We start from the raw sequence: 20,470 nt of genomic DNA, 5'->3' as shown, positions 1-20,470 counted from the left end.
GACAGACCTTGTTCAGAAGCGAACCTGTAACTGTGCTTGTAGCAGATTGGAACTATCTCCTTTATGGGGATCGCAGTAGGTATATTGTGCTTGCAAACGGCATTTGGGATAGAACCACCATTGTACGCCGGCTACATAATTATTTTGTTTGTAATCCTGTGCTTTGTCCTTATTGAAGTAGTCGTAGGATGCTACAATGTCAAACTTAGGGAGTACATGTATGGAGGCGGTTGCATAGTATCCGTCACTCTTTATGTGTCCGTCCTTACCGGCGAGGTATTCAGTACGCAAACTGACAGGCTTTGTTTGGATAGTAGCGCCTGCCGACCAGCGGTTACGTGTGTAGCTATCGCCTGCGGCTATATCCGGATTGATGGAAGATGCGGCAACTGCACATCCCTTACCTTTGATGAACGAACCACCCACTGACAGCCAGTCAAGCGGATGAACCATTAAACTGCCTACTATATCTTTTTGATTGTTTTTGTCTTTCAGGTTGATGCCTTGTCCATTCATAACTGCAAAGTTATAGCTCAGCTTTTTCTTGAAAAGGTCACCATAAATAAGTATTCCCATATCACGACCGCTGTTTGAACCATATAGGGGATCGCTTCCGTTGATACCTGCCAGATAGTTGACAGCCTGTGAATAACAGTTTATCAGTTCTACAAAACAGGGAGACATAGGATTTTCGATAGTATACATCGTTTTGAACTGTCCGATGCGGGCAGTGAGTTGGGGCAGGAACTGATATTCCGTATAGGCTTCCAGTATCTTTCCGGTATTGGCAAAGCTATACATGAAGTAGCACGACCATTTATCGGTAATCTTTCCACGTGCCATGAATATCACTCGCTTGATGTCGAAAGTGTTGCTGGCTTTTTCGCCGGCGTCATCATAGGTGTATCCCACTTGGGCGTAACCTGCCAGGCTGATGCGTTCTTTCAGTGTGTTCACTACATCATTCAGATGTGTATCCTGGGCTTTTAAAGTGTATATGAAGAGAATAAGAAGGCAAGATAGTAGAATGCGTTTCATGTGTGTGAAATATATAGTTTAAAAAAAAAGCAACCCTTTTTTCAAAGAGCTGCCTTTTGTATGGATTAGATTTTTTTTATTCGTTGATAGCAGCAATACCCGGAAGTACTTTACCTTCGATTGCTTCGAGCAATGCACCGCCACCGGTAGAAACGTAAGAAACGCCGCTTGCCAAACCGAATTTGTTGACGCAAGCAACAGAGTCACCACCACCTACGAGTGAGAAGGCGCCGTTTTTGGTTGCTTCTACGATAGCTTCACCTACCGAACGCGAACCATGAGTGAAGTTTTCAAATTCAAATACGCCTGTAGGACCGTTCCAAAGGATAGTCTTGGAGTTCTTAATAACTTCAGCGAAAATCTTTTCGGTTTCAGGACCTATATCCAGACCTTCCCAACCGTCGGGTATTTCGTTTACTTTGCAGAACTTAGTGTTGGCGTCATTGGAGAATGAGTCGGCAATCTTGGCATCTACTGCCAATACAAGGTTCACGCCTTTTTCTTTTGCCTTCTTCAGCAAGTCGAGAGCCAAATCCAACTTATCGTCTTCGCAGATAGAGAGACCGATTTTACCACCTTGAGCTTTGGTAAAAGTGTAAGTCATACCGCCGGTGATAATCAGGTTGTCCACTTTGTTCAGCAGGTTCTCGATGATTTCGATTTTGGAAGATACTTTGGAACCACCCATGATAGCTGTGAACGGACGTTGGATATCATTCAACACTTTGTCTACTGCTTTCACTTCTTTTTCCATCAGATAGCCGAACATCTTGTTGTCTTTGTCGAAGTATTTAGCGATCAATGCCGTAGAAGCGTGTGCACGATGGGCAGTACCGAATGCGTCATTCACGTAGCAGTCTGCATAAGAAGCCAATTTCTTGGTAAAGTCTTTCTGGCTTTCCTTAACAGCTTTCTTGGCAGCTGCTTTTTCTTCGTCTGTTGCATCTTCAGCCAAACCGCGCGGTTTGCCTTCTTCTTCGGCATAGAAACGAAGGTTTTCGAGCAACAGCACTTCACCCGGTTGCAGAGCAGCTGCCTTAACAGCGGCCTCTTCGCCCATGCAGTCGTTAGCAAACTGTACCTCAACACCCAGCAGGTCTGACAAATGCTTCAAAATGTGCTTCAAAGAGAACTTATCAGTTGCGCCTTTCGGACGGCCAAGGTGAGAACCGATAATAATACTGCCTCCGTCAGCCAAAATCTTCTTCAGTGTAGGAAGAGCGGCACGCATACGGGTATCGTCTGTAATGTTGAAGTTTTCGTCCAAGGGCACATTGAAGTCCACGCGAACGAATGCCTTTTTTCCGGCAAAGTTAAATTGATCAATTGTCATAATACTCTATTTTTATTTAAAAGTGTTATCATTTTATTTTTGTGACGGCAAAGTTAGTATTTATTTCTTTTTTTTGCTATGAAATCATTATTTATTCTTTCTCTTCATTGTTCTCTTTACTAACTTTATACTTCTGGCAGTAGTATTTGCACATCAATTGCAAACCGCAGTTGTCACATTGAGGCGTACGCGCTTGACATATATAGCGTCCATGCAGGATGAGCCAATGATGGGCAATGGGAATTTCTGCTTCCGGAATGTGTTTAACCAGCTCTTTTTCTACGCTGAACGGAGTGGTGCATTTGTCGGACACCAGCCCTAAGCGGTGGCTGACGCGGAACACATGGGTATCTACTGCCATAGCTGCTTTATTGAAAACCACCGATTGGATGACGTTTGCCGTTTTTCGTCCCACACCGGGCAGCTTTACGAGTTCCTCCAATGTGTCGGGCACCTGGCTGTTGAAATCTTTCACCAGCATTTTGGCCATGCCTACAAGGTGTTTGGCTTTGTTGTTGGGGTAGGATACACTGCGTATATATTCATACACTACTTCAGGTGTGGTGGCTGCAAGTGCCTCGGGAGTAGGGAAGTCCCGGTAGAGGGCGGGGGTTATCATATTGACCCGTTTGTCTGTACATTGGGCGGAGAGAATTACCGCTATCAACAGTTCAAACGGATTGTCATAATGCAGCTCGGTCTCTGCTATCGGGCGGTTCGCCCTGAACCAAGCGAGTATCTTTTCATAACGTTCTTTCTTTCTCATCGTAGTTTGTTTTTATGATAATGAGGGGCAACTTTGCCGTTGAAGTAAAGCATGGAGATAATCGTCAGGCATGCTCCGAAAAGATAAGCCTTATCGAAAGTGCTGACTTCTGCGATGTATCCGCCTGTCAGCATACCGATACCTATGCCTACATCCCATGAGGTAAGGTAAGTTGAAGTTGCCGTACCCCGTTGGCTGTTGGGAGCGAGGTTTACGAACAATGTGTTGTAGGCCGGAAACATAATGCCAAAACCTATTCCAAGCAGCAGTGCTACGGTAAAGAAGATTATGCTGCACGCCATGCCGTTCCAGCTGATGATGTAGGCACATGAGGAGAGCAGGAAGAAGCTGAATACAACAATGTACAGTCCTGCCGAAATGACCTGAGTTATTTTTCCTCTGTCTACGATCTTACCGGAAAAGATGCGTGAGATAGCCATACCTACTGCCATGAAAGTGAAGAAGAAGCCGGTAGTTGCGTTGATGCCGATTTCTTTGGCATACATGGCAACATAATTGGTGGTCATTCCATAGGGAATGGATAATAAAAGCAGGCTGATTCCGGCAGGAATACCTTTCAGCAAAATAAAGCGATCGAGCGAAATGGGTTCGCGTTTTACAGGTGGCTTGTATGGGGTCTTTACCAGTGAGGCGCAGATAAGTCCGGCTATGCAGGAACCTAACGAACAGCAGAAAATACTTGTATAACTCATGCCGGCATCGTGCAGGAATAAGCCGGACATTGGCCCTACTGCCATTGCTATGTTATTGGAAAGTCCGTAATACCCCAAACCTTCTCCGCGTCTTGACGAGGGCATAATGTCGATGACTACCGTATTCCCGCCCACAGTTACCATGCCGAATGATACGCCATGTATAATGCGGAACAGAATGAATAGCGCCAGCGAACCGGCAATGATATATCCTGCAAACATTGCCATGAAGATGAAGTAAGCCAACAGATACAAAGGCTTACGGGCAAAGCTGTCCAGCAAATAGCCGGAGAAAGGACGGATACATAAGGCTGCTACCGTATAGCAGGAGAGAATGATGCCGATAGTGGAATTGCTGGTGCTGAACACCTCGGACAGATAGAAAGGCAATACGGGTATCAGTAGCCAAAAACCGAAATACAGCAGAAAGTTAGCTGCGAGAATAAAGCAATAGCTGGGAGTTACGAGCCTATCTTTCATTGGGTGAAAATTTAATAAGATTGATAATAAGGCTGTCTTAAAACCGTTAATTGCCGGATAGTTATCTCTGCCATTCAGATTATAAGTGAAGAATGGCAGAGATATACTTTTGATCTTTGATATAGAAATAAGAATGTTCTGTATTAATAAGCCGCTTCAAATTCTTTCAGGAAGCGTGTGTCATTTTCAGAGAACAGTCGTAAGTCGTTCACACGATATTTCAGATTGGCGATACGTTCTATACCCATACCTAAGGCATAGCCGCTGTACACCTTACTGTCAATGCCGTTTAATTCCAATACATTGGGGTCGACCATACCGCATCCCAAGATTTCAACCCAACCTGTTCCTTTACAGAAAGGGCATCCTTTTCCACCGCAGATATTACAACTGATATCCATTTCGGCACTTGGCTCCGTAAACGGAAAATATGAGGGACGGAGACGGATCTTAGTGTCCTTTCCGAACATCTCTTGAGCAAAAAGCAGCAGGGCTTGTTTCAGATCGGTGAATGATACGTTACGGTCTATAAACAATGCTTCTACCTGGTGGAAAAATGCATGCGCACGATAGCTGATTGCTTCGTTACGGTATACACGTCCCGGACAAAGCACACGAATAGGCGGTTTGGTAGTTTCCATCACGCGACTTTGCACGCTGGATGTGTGGGTACGCAGGATGATGTTGTGTGATACGTTCTCTGCATTGTTTTCGATGAAGAAAGTATCCTGCATATCGCGTGCGGGATGATCTTCGGCAAAGTTCATGGCAGAGAATACGTGCCAGTCATCTTCCACTTCCGGACCGTCGGCGATGTTGAAACCCATACGGGCAAAAATATCGATAATTTCGTTTTTAACGATGCTGAGCGGATGACGTGTTCCCAATTTTACGGGATAGGCCGAACGGGTGAGGTCGAGATCATCACAACCGTTGTCCTGGCTTTCAAACTGCTCTTTCAGGGTGCTGATCTTTTCCTGCGCTTTGTTTTTGAGCTCGTTCAGACGCATACCTACTTCTTTTTTGAGTTCGGCAGGTACGTTGCGGAAGTCGGCCATCAGTTCATTGATGGCTCCTTTCTTGCTGAGGTATTTGATGCGTAGTGCTTCCAGTTCCTCGGCATTAGCGGCTTTCAGTGCTTCTACTTCTTGCAGAAGCTCATTGATTTTAGCTATCATATCGTTGTTGTTATTTATTCCTTAAATGCATAAAACGGTGCAAAGATACAATTTTATCGTTGTTCTACCTTCAATCACTGCATATTATTTTTAATTAACCCGAACCGCCTCCTCTGAATGTTTGCGTATCTTTGCGCCTGACCTCAAAGAACGGAAAAATCCGTCCCATGGGATGAAAATATTCGTCTCGTGGAACGGATTTATTTGTCCCACGAGATGAATTATTTTGTCTCGTGGGATGGATTTATTTATCTCGTGGGATGGATTTGAGAGCCTTGGCTATTGTACAACACTCCATTCAAAAACCACTCCGTTGGTTCGTGTAGTATTTGAACCGGGCCAGTCTGCCGAATAGGGTTCACCGGTAAGTATATCTATACCTATATAGCGATTGGTCTTGAGTGACAGCAACATACACTGATTGCGAAGCATATCCTGCCACATGAATAGGCTGGCATCGCTTTCCTTGTCCGTTAGACGTACATCCCCTGAAAGGCCTTCACCTGTAACGGTCAGGAAGCCGCTTCCATCCATTGCTTCTAAAGCTACACGACCTTTTCCGCGGTCATGAATTCTGAATTGGCTGCCTTTCGGATCGTATTCATTGCTATTGACATCTGCACTGCGCAATATGCGGCGGGAGTTTGTCCATGTAAAAGTATTATTCGCTAAATTCTTGAGAGTAATCACTTTCCCGATAGGAAGATTGGTGGACCGGTCAGCAAGCGGCTCCTCGATTTTGAAGTTGTCGAATTCGGCATATCCTCCATCTTTTCCCTCTGTGTTGTAGGCAAACAAGGCAAATCTCACTCCCTGGAAAGTTTTCATTTGATAGCCTAAACGTAAATTAGTTCCCATTGCCTTGAAGTTTGTGCCATCAGTGCTGTAACTCAGTTTTGCCAAATCATTATCGAAATCTCCTTCGGCGCGGAAATATACCTTTTCTGTTGAAATGGGCTCATCGATTTTTATGTTCTTAACCAAGTCGTAAAAGCGGATAATATTTCCCTTTCCGGTGCGTAAAACTCCGACCCAATAATAGGGAACATTCAGTAAAGCCAATCCGGCTACATCACCTTTTTTCAGTGATTTTGTGTTCAGTTCCACAATTGCATTTGATTCAGGTCCGACAGCCCGTTGTGTTAATGAATTTTTGGCATGCATAAAACTCTTTGCCGGCATTGTGTGCAAACGTAATGTTCCGTTTTTTAACGTCCACTTTTTTTCTACGGGGTAGTGGTTCCATTGCCAAATGGGTTTCAGCTCCTTTCCGGAGAAATCATCATTACGCTCGTAAGTAGTATGGGGCGTTGTTTCAATCCCTACATTCGGTTTGAACCATGTGCGGGGCGAACGTCCCAGATTATTCTCTATCCCGAAAAACGGCCAACCGTTTTTCCATGTTACCGGAGAAAGGAAAGTCAAACGTCCGACGGATTTAACGTCCATCATCGAAACGCCCCACCATTCACCATTTGGCAAGTCCACAATTCCGCCTTGATGTAGTGGTACGGCATAGTAAGCGTCCGGATTCGGGGCGGTGAATGTTATTTTGTCTCCTTCATTGGGAATATCGGACCAAAAACCAAACTCGTTCGACCACCATCCGCGTTGTGTGCCCATTGTTTCGCGGTTACTGATAACGGCTGTTTCGTAAGGGCCTTCCGGCTTGTCGGCGCGAGCACATTGCATGCGGCCTACGGGCGCGTAGTCTGCACTGATGATATAGTATTTCCCGTTTATCTTGTAGAAATGATGTCCTTCTCCCATAGCGTTGCCTTTAGGGATAATAACCTTCTCACTCCCTTCCACATAGCCGCTGAAATCGGGCTTAAGCTGAATCAGCCGTACCTCGTCGTAACCATGTACGGCATATATTTTGTCGTCATCGTCAAACAGTATTCCCAAATCGTAAATTCTGCCACCCATGTTTTTATGTATCCAGGGACCGGCAGGGTCTTTGGCGGAAAACACTTGTAAACCATGGTCGTTTACATTGACGAATACATAGAAAGTACCTTTGTGATAGCGAATGGCAGGAGCCCATATTCCGTTTCCGTAGATACCTTTGTCGCCTTCCAAGTGGAAGTCCGGTCCTAAATCAAGTCTGTCAAAGATGTACGTCACAAACTCCCAATTGACCAAATCTTTGGAACGTAACAGCGGTAGTCCCGGCATGGCATGCATGGAACTGGCCACCATGTAAAAGTCTGTTCCCACGCGTATCAGGTCTGGGTCAGTGAACTCGTCGTAGAATAGAGGGTTGGTGAAGGTTCCGTTACCGTTGTCGGCTGTCCACGATTGGGCCTGTAACTGGCAGAATGACAGCAATCCGAGTATAATAGAAAATAGATGTTTCATGATAGTTGATAGATTAATTTAAGAGTTTACTTAGAAAACATCCAATAGTCAAAATACATTATTCTGCCGGGCTTTTCTCCTTTGAAGATGAAATACAGGTCATGCACTCCTGTGACTTTAGCTGTTTCGGTGGTCACCAATGCCCATCTGTCATCGCCTCCGGTCAGCGGCACTCTTGTCGTTCCCAACAGTTGTCCTTGCGGACTGTCGAGTCGGATTTCCATGGTCACGCCGCCATTGTGTGTGGTTCCTACTCTCGCCGTAAATTTACTGGGGCCGTAATCGCGGAAATTGACGTTTTTAACTTTGGTATATGCATTGTTGTGCATGGCATTGACAAATACTCCTACCTCTGTATTCTGTGCAGCTTTTACCCCTTCGGAAAATGCTATGGTTTCTGCTTCTGTCTTTCGGTACGGATTTAGGGTGGTGAGCCCTTGCTGGATGCCTTCTGTCATTTTCAGAGGTTTGATGGAACCGTTTTTGTTGAATTCTACCTGCTCTACACATACTGAGCGTGTGAAACCGGAACCTCCGGGAAGCGCTCCGCTGTGATAGAATAAATATGTATTTCCTTTATAGTCCACAATTCCGGGGTGGTTGGTGAAACTTCTCCCTTCCGTAGGCATAAGCACTCCACCGTATTTCCAGGGACCGAGAGGGCTTTTGCTGGTTGAATAGCCAAGATGCTCGGAAATAGGGCCGCCTGCCCACAGTAAATAATAAAGGTCATTGCGTTTATACAGCCAAGGTCCCTCTTCATATAATGTCGGTCGTTCTTTTATGTTGCCTTCCCGTTTGCCAAATGCTTCTTCCGTCATTGGAACGCGTACGATATCTCCTTCATAAGAGATCATATCTTCATTCAACTTTACGTAATAGCAGAATGGATTTCCCCAGTAAAGATATGCCTGTCCATCATCATCAATGAATACGGTAGGGTCAATATCTCCTTTCTTACTTTGCACTAACGGCTTTCCCAATGGGTCGATAAAAGGTCCGTAAGGACTGTCGGATACTGCTACGCCAATTGCAGCGCTATTGGTTGCGCGTGATGTTACGGGTACGTACGCATAGAATTTCCCATCTCTTTCCACACATTGCATGGCCCAAGCGTCTCCTTTTGCCCAACTGAACGTCTTGTAGGAGAGTACAGCGCCATGATCGGTCCAGTTCACCATGTCGGTAGTGGTGTATAGTTTCCAGTCGTTCATAACAAACCAGGTGGATGCATCTTCATCGTGACTGGTATAGAGATAAAGTACGTCGTTGTGTACCAGCGGTGCCGGGTCGGCAGTGTACATGGTCTGCACAATAGGATTTTGTGCCATTGCCGGAAGAGAGCATATCCCTAGGCAAATACTTAGAAAAAGGTTCTTACTCATAAGTTGCTGTTTTTTGTTTGATTTATTTAAACATCCAATAATCGAAGTTGAAAAGTTCGTGAGGAGTTCTGCCTTTAAAAATAAGATATAAATCGTGGACTCCTTTAGTTGTTTTCACGTTGGTAGAATGTTGCTCCCAATTATTCCATTCTCCGGTATAGGGGATTTTTAAGCTTCCGATTACATCTCCTTCAAGTGAATCGATTCTTAGTTCTATCTCTCCACCATGGTACCTGCTGGATGCAGAAGCTGTAAATTGGGAGGCGCCTTTGGAGCCGAAGTCTACATCACGCACTTTGATGTAGTCGGTGTTGTGGATAGAGGTTATATACACACCTGTTTCTTTATCGGTAGCTGAAACGACTCCTTGTGCCCATGCTATGGTTTCGGCCTCTGTCCGTTTGTAAGGATTGAGTGTGCCTACTCCTTTTTTAATGCCTTCATCGGTCATGTGCAGTTGTGGTATGGTTCCGTCCGGATTGTATGTAAATTGCTCCACGCATACCGATCTGCAATAGCTGTGTCCTTCGGGGAGCGCGTCATTATGGTAAAAGAAGTAAGAATTGCCTTTATAGTCTATTATGCCGGGATGGTTGGTATTACTTCCTTTCTCTAATGGCATTACCACTCCTTCGGCTTTCCAAGGGCCTTCTGCTGTTTGTCCCGTAGAATAATGTATAGACTCCGGAAATTCGGCGGCATAAATCATATAATATAGGTTGTTTCGCTTATATACCCAGGGAGCTTCTGTGAACTTTCCGAAAAAGGCTGTTTTATCTTTGATGTCGAGTGCTGTTATCGGGCCGTTCAGGGATATCATGTCTTTATTCAGCTTGGCTTGATAGCAAACTCCGTTACCCCAATATAAGTATGCCTGTTTGTTACTGTCGATAAAGACCGTCGGATCAAGATCATCCCAAGAGTGTTTGGCGGCGGTAGTCATATTGTTGGTTACCAAAGCTTTTCCTAATGCGTCTTTAAAAGGACCGTAGGGACTTTCGGCAACAGCTACACCAATTGATGAACCCGGACTGAATTTATTTTGTGAGGATATATACCAGTAGAATTTGCCGTTCCGTTCTATGCATTGTGCGGCACTGGCATCTCCGGCCGACCATTTGAAATCACTTGTCCTTAGTGGTGCTCCACAGTCTGTCCAGTTCACCATGTCGGTTGTGGTGTACAGACGGTATTCTCTCATCAGATATGCATTGTGAGGAGCATCTTTCTCATCGCATCCTACATAAAGGAATAATGTGTCATTATGTACCATGGGGGCAGGATCGGCTGTGTATTTGGTTTGGATGATCGGGTTTTGGGCTGCTGCCAAGAATGGAACTAATCCTAAAAATAGAGCTAATTTCTTTTTCATGATATAATATATTTATTGAACGATTTTGATTTCTTTTCCTTTCGTGACTCCTGCTTCATTGAAACTGTCAATTGTAAAATAGTAGGTCTGGTCTGCGTTCAGAATGTTTATAGAGACTTTATTAGTTTGATATACCAGATAATTATGATATAACTTGTCCTTATCTGTACCGAATCGGATGTTGTATCCGGTAGCATCGTTCACTTCATTCCAGGTCAATTCTATTGTTCTGCGATTGTCGTTGCTTCTGACCAGCTGTGTGAATTGGGCGACAGCCGGAAGCGGTTTGTCTACTTTTCCAAATACTCTTAATCCGGAAATCGAAAATTTGCCGGAGGGGAAATAGATATTGGTTATACGGACATATCTGGCGTTAACCGGTTTGTCCAATTGGATATAGTCATTAGGAGCTTCTACCTTGTTCTCCGATTTGTCTACTGTCGTATTCCACGTAATGCCGTCTTGGGAGTCTTCTATTCTGTATTGATAAAAGGTGGAATCTACTTTTCCGGATATCATAGCATCTTGATCGGCGAAGTTAATTTGAATGGCATATATTTTGGAATTCTGTCCCAAATCAACCGTCATGAATTCTCCTTTATCAGCGGTTTTCGCACTCCACCATGTCCTTATATCTTCATTTACGGCATTTGCTGCGGGATATCCTTCCAGTGTAGATGATGTTTCCACTTCTTTTTTATATGATAAGAGCATCCATTCAGGGAATAAGTCTTGCGGAGAGGATACTTTCTTGTCTGGAACAATCATCGGATAGTCCCCCCATGCGGTGTATGCATAAGCATCGCCGTCCTTATCAAAAAAGACAGGGTATAATGAAACTCGTCTTTCGAACATGTGTCTCTTGGAGATGGTAGATGTACCGATGTTCCAATAGTTCCCATGTATGTCCTGAAATGTGCTTCCATGCCCGATTCCATTGACAAAACCCTCAGGCTTATAGGAGAAAGGATTGTGTCGGAGTAAGGTAAACGGGCCTAATGGGTGCTCTGATACATAAACTCCGTTGCTGTAACTTTTAAATTCCGTACCGGGTACTGCATATTGGAGATAGTATTTTCCTTTGTATTTGTTCATCCATGCTCCTTCAAGCCAGCTGGTGTGTTTATAATTGGTATTATAATCTCCGGATACTTCCCATCCGTATTTTTCGGCATTACTGTAGAATAGGGGAGTGGCTTCTCCTTTGGGCATAAAGGAGTTCTTGTCCAGTTCCATTCCCATCATAGGAGTAGCTGCACCGGAACCGTAGTATAGATAAACCTTATCATTATCCGAGTCGTAAAATAACATTGGATCCGCCAAGATATAAGGGAACTGGTCGGTTACCAATTCCCACTTCCCCGATTTAGGATCGCGGCTTTTATATATTTTGTTGGTTGCTATGGATGCTGTGAAATAGATCTCTCCATTCATTTCCATGACGGTAGGGGCATATTTCTCAATAGGAAGATCGTCAGTAGTTATTAGGTTCCAGTGTATGAGGTCTGTTGAATGAAAGTAACCACCGGATTTAGACAAGAATAGGTAATATTCATCTTTGAATTTTATCATACTTGGATCTGCGGCTTCACGCCAGGAAGGTGAATCTAGCGAGAAACGATAACTTAAATTGACGGGATTGCAAATCGTTTTAAAACAGTTATTCGTTTTTTCGCATGCTGTTAAAAGAACGGAAAATAATAGTAGAATGTAGTACTTGTTCATTGCTTTCATTTTAGTTTTTCATAATGTTGATGATCTAAAAAGTTCTGTCTGCAAATGTAGGGTAGGAATAGAAAACAGACTTCCCTTTTCAGATATTTTATTTTGCAATTCAGGTAAGAAAGGCCTCTATAAGGAGGTTTGGATGGGGTATGACGATTTTCTTATATCTCGGTAGGTGTTTTCCCAAAGTGCTTTTTAAAAGCACGACTGAAGATGCTGAGACTGGAAAAACCGGAAAGTTCACTGACTTCGGTTACTGTATACTGGCCGGATTGCAGAAGTTTGAGTGCATGGTTCATGCGTACCGTTTTGATAAAGTCGGATGGCGATTGATCTGTCAATGCTTTGATTCTTTTGTATAAGAGTGAGGAACTGACGTTCATTGCGGCAGCAAATTCTTCTTTTCCAAATTCATAGTTGGCGATGTTTTCATTAATGACAGCTATCGCCTTGTTTACAAAGGGATCGTTCGGCTTACTTTTAGGTTTGCTTTGGAGTATGGATTTTTCTTTGCAAGAACCTGATTCGCTTTGTTGCATTTCTTCTTGCATCAGTATTTGGGCTGCATCAGCAATAAGCCTGTCATTGGTACTTTTTCGTTTTAGGCGGTTCGAGTAACTTTTGAAGGCGTAAATAATATAACTGACGATACATAGGCTTATAAGAGTTGCAAACCACCAGGTATTCCAAAAGGGAGGTGTAATATGTATATTCAGGCTACGCTCATCTATGATTTGTGATAGCGAACCGTCATACATTCTAATATGCAGTTTGAAGTCTCCACCGGGAAGATTGGTATAGTTGATAAAATGAAGTTCCGAGGGGCGACTCCAGTCTGTATCCAATCCTTCTAATAGCCATGAGAATTTCATGTTTCTGGTAGAACCTCCTGTTGGTAAGAGTTCTAACATGAAATTGTTTTGAGTATAGTTCAGTGATAGTGTCTTTTGTTGATTGACGGGAATATTTTTCAATAAATGGGGAATCGTACGTATGGAACGGCCGCTTACAGTGATATTTTGGAAAAAAATGTTTCCTTGGGGACGAGTTTCATGAATCAGTTCCGGGGCAAACATGATTGCACCGTTATTGGTTCCCCAAATCAGTTTGCCATTCTTCAGCTTTGTACAGGAGTTGACGCAGAAAGTTGTGTTTGAAAGTGAGTAGACGGAAGTATACGACCGGATTGCATTGTTCAATATGTTGAGCCTGCATAAACCATTTTCCGTACCGATCCATAAGAAACCGTTATCCAATAAGATGCTGTTTACATAGTTGGATGTCAGTCCCGATTCTGTGGTGAGTCGTTCTGTTTGCCGCTTATCATAATCATATTTTATCAGTCCGTCTCTACAAGTCGCAACCCATATCGTATTGTTGTTTATTACTATATCTTGTGCCAAACTGCCTTCAACTAAGGTCTCTATCGTTCCATGATTTTTATCCAGCAAAAATAAACCTCGTGAGGTTGTGAGCAATAATTTTCCCGCAGAGAGTTCGGCAAATGAGCTGACTGGTTGGATTGGGTATTCCTGGAAACAATTTTCTTTTATCCGATAGCAGGATAGATTCTGGTTGCCGCCAATCCACACATCTCCTTCTTCATCCACAAAACAGTCAAAGATAAAATCTCCTGAAAAGCCGGGAGTATGAGTTTTAGAAGAATAGTGTTGAAGTGTTTGTCCGGTTTTTCTGTCCAGCAGGTAGACGCCGGAAGAATAACTGCCCGCCCAAATTCGCCCTTGACTGTCTTCGCATAAAGTCAAAAAGACCTTTGCTTGCTCTGATTTGTTCTGATAGTAATGATTCCACTTATTGGATACCGGATTCCATCGGCTTAGACCGTTGTTTGTAGCAAACCATATATGCCCTTCATGATCTTCCATAATCTTGTTGACATAGTTGTTTCCTAAAGAGTTCGGGTTATTAATCTGATATGCAATGGGGGTAATCTGTGAGTTTACGTTTTCAAAAAAAGATAATTTACCGGTGTATGTAGCTACCCAGTTTCGGGATTTATCACAGAAAATGTCGTATACTCCATCACCTCGAAGTGAAAAGGGGTTATTTAGGTCTTCTTTATAAATATTGAGAAGTTTATCTCCTTTTTCGCTGATATTCCATATTCCTTGACCATCAATACCAATCAAAAGAGTATTGTTGATATCTTTTTTTATGGCAAGAATTGGTTGTTTGGGAAAGCCCTTTAGTGGTATGGGTGATAGAGTTTTTTTAATTATATCATAATAAAAAAGTCCGGCGGCTCCGGTACCGATCCATAGACGGTTTAGTTGTTCGTCATAGTATAGGCTGGCTATCTGGCGGAAATCTTTTGTATCGTTGGGGTAGATAAGGCGACTTTTTGATGTTGATATATCCAGCAATGAGATACCTGTTGATGTTATATAAAACAAATGATTTTTATCATAGAAGGTGAGATGCTTTATCTCTTCTTCCGTTTGTGTGATTTTTGTTAGTATATTGTTTTCGTATTTGAACAGACCTGTTGAAGAGGCAATCCAAAGGTTACCTTTTTTATCTGTAACGATGGTTCCTATGGTGATGTGACTGTTGCCGGTTTTTTCCCGTAGGTCTGTCAGAAAAAGGAAACGGTCAGTGACTTCATCGTAATGAAATATCTGACTATTATTGGTGTATGAGAATAGTTGTGAATTGCCGTAAGTCAACTTTACGAATACAAAATCAGTGGTTTTGCAAGGCAGTTCATAATTGCGGCAATCGCCTTCGGTAACTCTCAAAACCCCTGTTTTAGTAGAAGCCCAAATAAAACCATATTGATCTTTACAGACAGAAAATGCTTCTCCTGATGTTATGCCATAAATATCACTGATGTTGTAAAACTTGACATTGGCTGAGAAAGAATTCAAACTTATGAAAAGTAAGATGAATGTCAGTAGACTGATTTGGGCCTTTAATATAGTTCGAATCTTTTCCATGAGGAAGCTTTCATTTAATAAAGCAAATGGATCGTATTAAGTTTGAACCGATCATTTTGATATTGTTTGTGTTGAAATGTTGTTGATTATCAGTTTACTATGTTTGATAAAACAGCGAGCTTTGATACTATTTACACAACAAAGATATTGATTTATAAGTTACTATGCAATATGCCAGTGGATGTTTTGCTATATTAATCCGAATAGTTATTTAAAAAGCTGTCAGATATGCATAAGAAACGATTAGAACAGGTATCCCCGATTTTGGAAAGTCCCGGAGTTCTCAAACAGGAGAGTCGTATGGTATCAATTTGTTAAAAAAGCAAGTCGTCTCCAAAATTCAACGTTCTGTTTATCGTAAAAATCCCCCGTCAATTTTCTGGATTTTTATTAAACTGGCTTGGACTTACATTGTAATATTTCTTAAATACCTCACGAAAGTATTTAGCGTCCGAAAATCCAATCATGTCAGCAATCTCCGTTATTGTATATTCACCTTGTTTCAGTAGTTTTGCAGCATGTTGCAAACGTATCATCCGGATGTAATCAGCCGGAGCATAGCCGGTCAATGCCTTTAATTTATTGAAAAAACTTGTACGGCTCATGTGGTGCTGACTACTGAGTATATCTACATTGAAGTCCGAGTTTCCCATGTTGTTCTCTATACATTCCTTGACAGAGGCTATGAATTTCCAATCTAAAGTATTGGTGCAATTAGTCGGAAGGCTCTGCTCTTTGTCTTCGATGCTGTTATAAACCAGACGGAGCAGAGCACGATTTGCAAGTATATTCTTAACCGTTGCCTTGAGTATTCCCACACTGAAAGGTTTGATGATGTAGGCGTCTGCTCCGGTTTTCAATCCTTCGAGCATGTTTTTCTCATCACCCAGTGCGGTCAGTAAAAGGACCGGAATATGAGACACCTCAAGATTTCCTTTTATAATTGAGCAGAGTTCATCTCCGGTCATTTCGGGCATCATTATGTCGGATATGACGAGATCCGGATTAAATTCCCGTATTATGATCAATGCCTCTTTTCCATTGGGGCAGGACTGGATATTATATCCTGCTTTAAACATATCAACAAGATAATTGCGTAAATCATCATTGTCCTCTACTATCAGGATACGTTGTAAAGAACTGCTTTCTTGAGATATTTCCATGAATGGTGCTTCTGAAGTATCTTTACTGGGTATGATAGTCTCCGGATGTTCATCCAAAGTCTTAGGAGAAATAAATTTTGCTTTATGGAGATGACTATTTCCTTTCGGGAAAGTAATTTGTACACATGTACCTTGATGTTCAGTACTCTGAATTTGAATCCTGCCTTTATGTAATTTAACCAGTTTGTATACCAGCATCAGTCCGATTCCACTACCTGTTACTTTTAGGTTAATGACATTACTTCCTCGAAAATAATTCTTGAACAATTTTTTTTGTTCACATGAGGGAATACCGATTCCGGTATCTCTCACTTCGATACTCCAAGAATTTCCTTCTTCGCAGGCATAAATGTGTACGCTACCGCCTTCAGGGGTATATTTCAATGCATTTGACAGGATATTCTTTAGAATAGATCCCATCTTGTCACTGTCAAACCACACATTTAGATAGTCAAAATTGCTTTCATAAACAAACCTGACATGTTTCATCTCGGCATATTTGCGGAAAGTGGCGCAAACATTGTTCATGTAGGAGTTCAGTTCATATTCGGAAACATAAAGTGTGGAAGAGTAGATATCTATTCGTTCGAAATTTATCAGGTTGGTCGTCAGTTGGAGCAATGCATTTACATTTTTGAGAGCTATATTTATATGCGGTAGTGCCTGCTCTGTTACCATATGGTTTTCTATAACTTCTTCCAGTGGAGCCTTTATTAATGTGAGCGGTGTGCGTATGTCGTGGGCTGTATTAATGAAAAAGCGTGTTTTTTCATCCGAAACCTTCTTTTGCTTGTGTAGCATGATGATACGGAATATGATACTCGTGACCAGTACCAGCAAGAGCACGTATCCTGCCATAGCCCATATACTGGCCCATGCTGGAGGCGTTATGATAATCTGAATATTTCTTGTCTCATAAGTCTTATATTTTTCTTCATTGGATATGGCGCGAATCTGTAGCGTATAATTGCCGGGAGGCAGATTTCTTACAATAATCCTGTTGTCTTGGCTAGGACGGCTCCATTCTTTATGAAAGCCGTCAATTTTCCATGAATACAGAATGTTGGAAGGGTAATCATAATTAATGGAGGCTACGTCAAGGGAAAAGGAGTTTTGTCCGTAGGTCAGTTTTAGCCGGTCAGTTTCGTCAATATCCTTTTCCAGCGGAGAACCGTCATCACCCGGATATACGGGATGATAGGCTATCATGAAATCGCGCAGTAACAAACGCGAGTAATGCGGTTCTGGTATCTCTATGTCTGTTGGAAACCTGACTGCACCGTCATTGCCACCAAAAACAAGTGCGTTTTTACTGTAGGTGGTAGCAGAGCCGGCATTAAAATTGACGCTCATCAAGCCTTGTTCCCTTGTCCAATTGCGGAAAGAGTGTGCTTTGGGTGAGTAAATGGTGATTCCGTTTTCTGTACCCATGAGCAAACTCCCGTTTTGGCGTGGAAGAATTGTATAGATATTGTCGGAAATCAGTGCACAGTTTTCTGTACGATATTGGTGGATAAACTTCTTTTTATTGATGTCATATACAAGCAGTCCGGCTCCACGAGTGCCGATATATAAGATACCGTCGTCTCTTTGGTACAATGCGCATATATAAGGAGATTCAATAGGCAAGTCAACGTATTGATAAATTCCCGATTCCTTGTCAAGCTGGTAGAGTCCCATTCTTGTCCCAATCCACATTTGCCGGGTGTCTTTTTCCTGAATAGTGGTAATAGAAGTTACTCCTGGATATAAACGTACACTTTTGTTCTCAAGATTGATGCGCTTCAAATGGTAATATCCACCGGACCAAATATCACCGTTCGAATCTTTTTTGATGTCATATATATATTGGTCTGGACGTACCCCTGCAATAGTGGTAGGAGATAGATAGCTTATGTTAAATCCTTTCTTCTTTTCTATTCTACATATATCTGACGTAAAACCACCGGCCCATATGACACCGGGAGAAACTTCACAGAGTGTTAAGAATATATGATTCTTATCATCTGGTATCGGGTCAAAGGAACTGAAGAAGGAATGCCATTCTTTGGTGTCCGTCTGATAAAGGCTGATACCATTACTGGTTGCAAACCAGAGGTCACCATCACTGTCCTCCATTACATCATGAACTTGATCGTTCGCCAGTGAATGGTTGTTTCCGAGAGAATGTCTTATCAGGTCGTAACTCCTATAACGGTTGTTGCGGATTGTAATACCGGTAGGATAATTGGCAAGCCAGATGCGTTCCTCTTCATCCACATAAATGTCATTGATATTGTTTCCGTTCATTCCGTTATAACTGCTATAATCAGCTGTTATATAGGGTTCACTCATATATGTGTCCACATCTAATTTGTATACACCTTTCCCGCCAGTGGCTACTAGAAGTTCATGAGGGTTCAATGCAACGATTTGGTTTACCTCTACATTATTGGGTGATTGGCAGGGGATGACTTTTCCTGTTTTCCCTATATCATATACAAGTATTCCTTCTTTATAGTTCCCTATAAATAGTTGTTTTGAAACGGCATGATAATAGAGTTCATGTATTGGTGTATCAATATTTTTCACAGCTTCGTCAGCCACCTGCTTTAGCGCAGTCTTTTCTGCCCGGACGCGAAACAGCCCGCTTCCTGTACCGATAAAGAAATGGTTGTCGTCTGTCTGTTCAATGGTGGCTATTTCACCGTTGACCGGCGTCGGTATATGTAGAGTCGTTCCGGTATGAATATCATACCATGTAATGCTATCTTTACAGCATAGCCAGATTCTATCATTCTTATCCAAATATGCGTGGTTCAGGAATGCTTGCGACTTATTTCTGATCAGTTCCGGATGTGCGTAAACTAGTTTAAATTTATCATGCTGCGAATCATATTTGAAAATACGACCTTTTTGACCGATTATCCATAATACATTTCCAGTGTCCATATAGAGCCAATTCAAGGCAATTCTCGAATCCAGTTTCATACTGTCATCTGAAAAATTGTAGTGTTTAATATGTTTTCCATCATAACGGTCTACTCCTTCTTGGGTCAGAAACCACATATATCCTCGCTGGTCTTTCTGGATATGATATATTTTCTGATTGTTTAGACCATCTTCCAAGCCTATATACTTATAAACATGCCCCTTACTTACAGTACCACTAATAAGGAAAATAACAAGAAGTAAAATCCGTTCGGTATTCAAAAGCGTTTTCATATATAATTCGATATGTACCGCAAAATTATAAAATGTTGATTAAAATACCATTAAATAGATAAATAATCATGTATACTAATGTTTCGTCAAGGGGGTGTCCGTTCGTCTTCTAAATTTCACAAGGCCAAAGCATGGCGCATCCAAATATGCACCTTTTGTTACGCGGTTAATGCTGTTTTTTGAATTGATTTCTGTAACTGCTTTCATTGGTATATTTCGATATATGGTTGTATTTTATTACAAAAATGTTGAATAGCCCTTTGGACACGAATAGCGGCACAGTATCTCCTTCGTGTAGCTGTGCATATCTTTTCTGTTCTATTTGAAGTTCTTTTATATGTTCATTGCCTAACTTTACTTTCATATAATACACATTGTATGCTTCTCCTTGGGTATAACGATTTCTCCCTATGCGACGTGACTTGTGATGCACTTTTTTATATTTCTCCTCTACAATAGTCTTTCTTATGCTTCCTTCTTCATCGTTGGCGAAAGTGTAATTGCAAATGTAAAACAACGACAAGCTGATGATACATGTACAGAAAAAGTGACATAGGGCGTTCGGGAGAAATTGCGCTGAGCCTGTTATCCATATCCATATTTTTGCTTTATAAAAGAAAATACCTGAAAGCAGGGACAATACAGAAAAGCACATTATTGGCGTAATGGGGTGGATAAGTGTATATTGCGATAGTGAATAAGCTCCTGTGGCTAGACATATAAGGAGAATGATGAGCGTAATGATAAAAATATTACGTCGGCTTTTTTTTATTTTCATGATTATATTCAAATTCT

The 20,470-nt window shown here is 42.1% G+C and carries 12 protein-coding genes; all 12 read right to left on the bottom strand.

The annotated features are described in order from the left end of the window. Positions 1-12: 12 nt before the first annotated feature. On the bottom strand, positions 13-1,038 hold the full coding sequence (locus NQ546_RS15010) for a porin (protein WP_004290219.1): 1,026 nt from the start codon (positions 1,036-1,038) through the stop codon (positions 13-15). Between the two features lie 76 nt (positions 1,039-1,114). Then, positions 1,115-2,374, bottom strand: a complete 1,260-nt coding sequence (locus tag NQ546_RS15005; protein WP_029429295.1) for a phosphoglycerate kinase — start codon at positions 2,372-2,374, stop codon at positions 1,115-1,117. Positions 2,375-2,462: 88 nt separating this feature from the next. Continuing rightward, positions 2,463-3,137, bottom strand: a complete 675-nt coding sequence (gene nth / locus NQ546_RS15000; RefSeq protein ID WP_004290221.1) for an endonuclease III — start codon at positions 3,135-3,137, stop codon at positions 2,463-2,465. Continuing rightward, complete coding sequence (locus tag NQ546_RS14995) at positions 3,134-4,330, bottom strand: MFS transporter (RefSeq protein WP_004290222.1); 1,197 nt, start codon at positions 4,328-4,330, stop codon at positions 3,134-3,136. The genes nth and NQ546_RS14995 overlap by 4 nt, the downstream gene beginning before the upstream one ends. A gap of 143 nt (positions 4,331-4,473) precedes the next feature. Next, positions 4,474-5,508: a phenylalanine--tRNA ligase subunit alpha gene (gene pheS / locus NQ546_RS14990; RefSeq protein ID WP_004290223.1), complete on the bottom strand. Its 1,035-nt coding sequence runs from the start codon at positions 5,506-5,508 to the stop codon at positions 4,474-4,476. Positions 5,509-5,787: 279 nt separating this feature from the next. Continuing rightward, a complete protein-coding gene (locus NQ546_RS14985; protein WP_004290224.1) occupies positions 5,788-7,869 on the bottom strand; it encodes a glycoside hydrolase family 43 protein in 2,082 nt (693 codons plus the stop codon). 26 nt (positions 7,870-7,895) lie between these two features. Continuing rightward, the gene (locus NQ546_RS14980; RefSeq protein WP_039953234.1) at positions 7,896-9,254 is read right to left on the bottom strand and encodes a glycoside hydrolase family 43 protein; all 1,359 of its coding nucleotides are present in this window, start codon (positions 9,252-9,254) and stop codon (positions 7,896-7,898) included. Positions 9,255-9,276: 22 nt separating this feature from the next. Further along, positions 9,277-10,626, bottom strand: a complete 1,350-nt coding sequence (locus tag NQ546_RS14975; RefSeq protein ID WP_004290226.1) for a glycoside hydrolase family 43 protein — start codon at positions 10,624-10,626, stop codon at positions 9,277-9,279. 12 nt (positions 10,627-10,638) lie between these two features. After that, positions 10,639-12,360: a family 43 glycosylhydrolase gene (locus NQ546_RS14970; RefSeq protein ID WP_039953235.1), complete on the bottom strand. Its 1,722-nt coding sequence runs from the start codon at positions 12,358-12,360 to the stop codon at positions 10,639-10,641. 152 nt (positions 12,361-12,512) lie between these two features. Continuing rightward, on the bottom strand, positions 12,513-15,308 hold the full coding sequence (locus NQ546_RS14965; protein ID WP_004290228.1) for a ligand-binding sensor domain-containing protein: 2,796 nt from the start codon (positions 15,306-15,308) through the stop codon (positions 12,513-12,515). Positions 15,309-15,679: 371 nt separating this feature from the next. Continuing rightward, positions 15,680-19,675 carry a hybrid sensor histidine kinase/response regulator transcription factor gene (locus NQ546_RS14960; protein WP_004290229.1) on the bottom strand — a complete coding sequence of 1,332 codons (3,996 nt, stop codon included), beginning with the start codon at positions 19,673-19,675 and terminating at the stop codon, positions 15,680-15,682. Positions 19,676-19,841: 166 nt separating this feature from the next. Then, the gene (locus tag NQ546_RS14955; RefSeq protein ID WP_259810622.1) at positions 19,842-20,039 is read right to left on the bottom strand and encodes a hypothetical protein; all 198 of its coding nucleotides are present in this window, start codon (positions 20,037-20,039) and stop codon (positions 19,842-19,844) included. Between the last annotated feature and the right edge of the window lie 431 nt (positions 20,040-20,470).

The organism is Bacteroides eggerthii (genome assembly GCF_025146565.1).
Classification (GTDB): domain Bacteria; phylum Bacteroidota; class Bacteroidia; order Bacteroidales; family Bacteroidaceae; genus Bacteroides; species Bacteroides eggerthii.
Note: the sequence above shows the minus strand (reverse complement) of the source record. Positions and strands in the feature narration are given on the sequence as shown.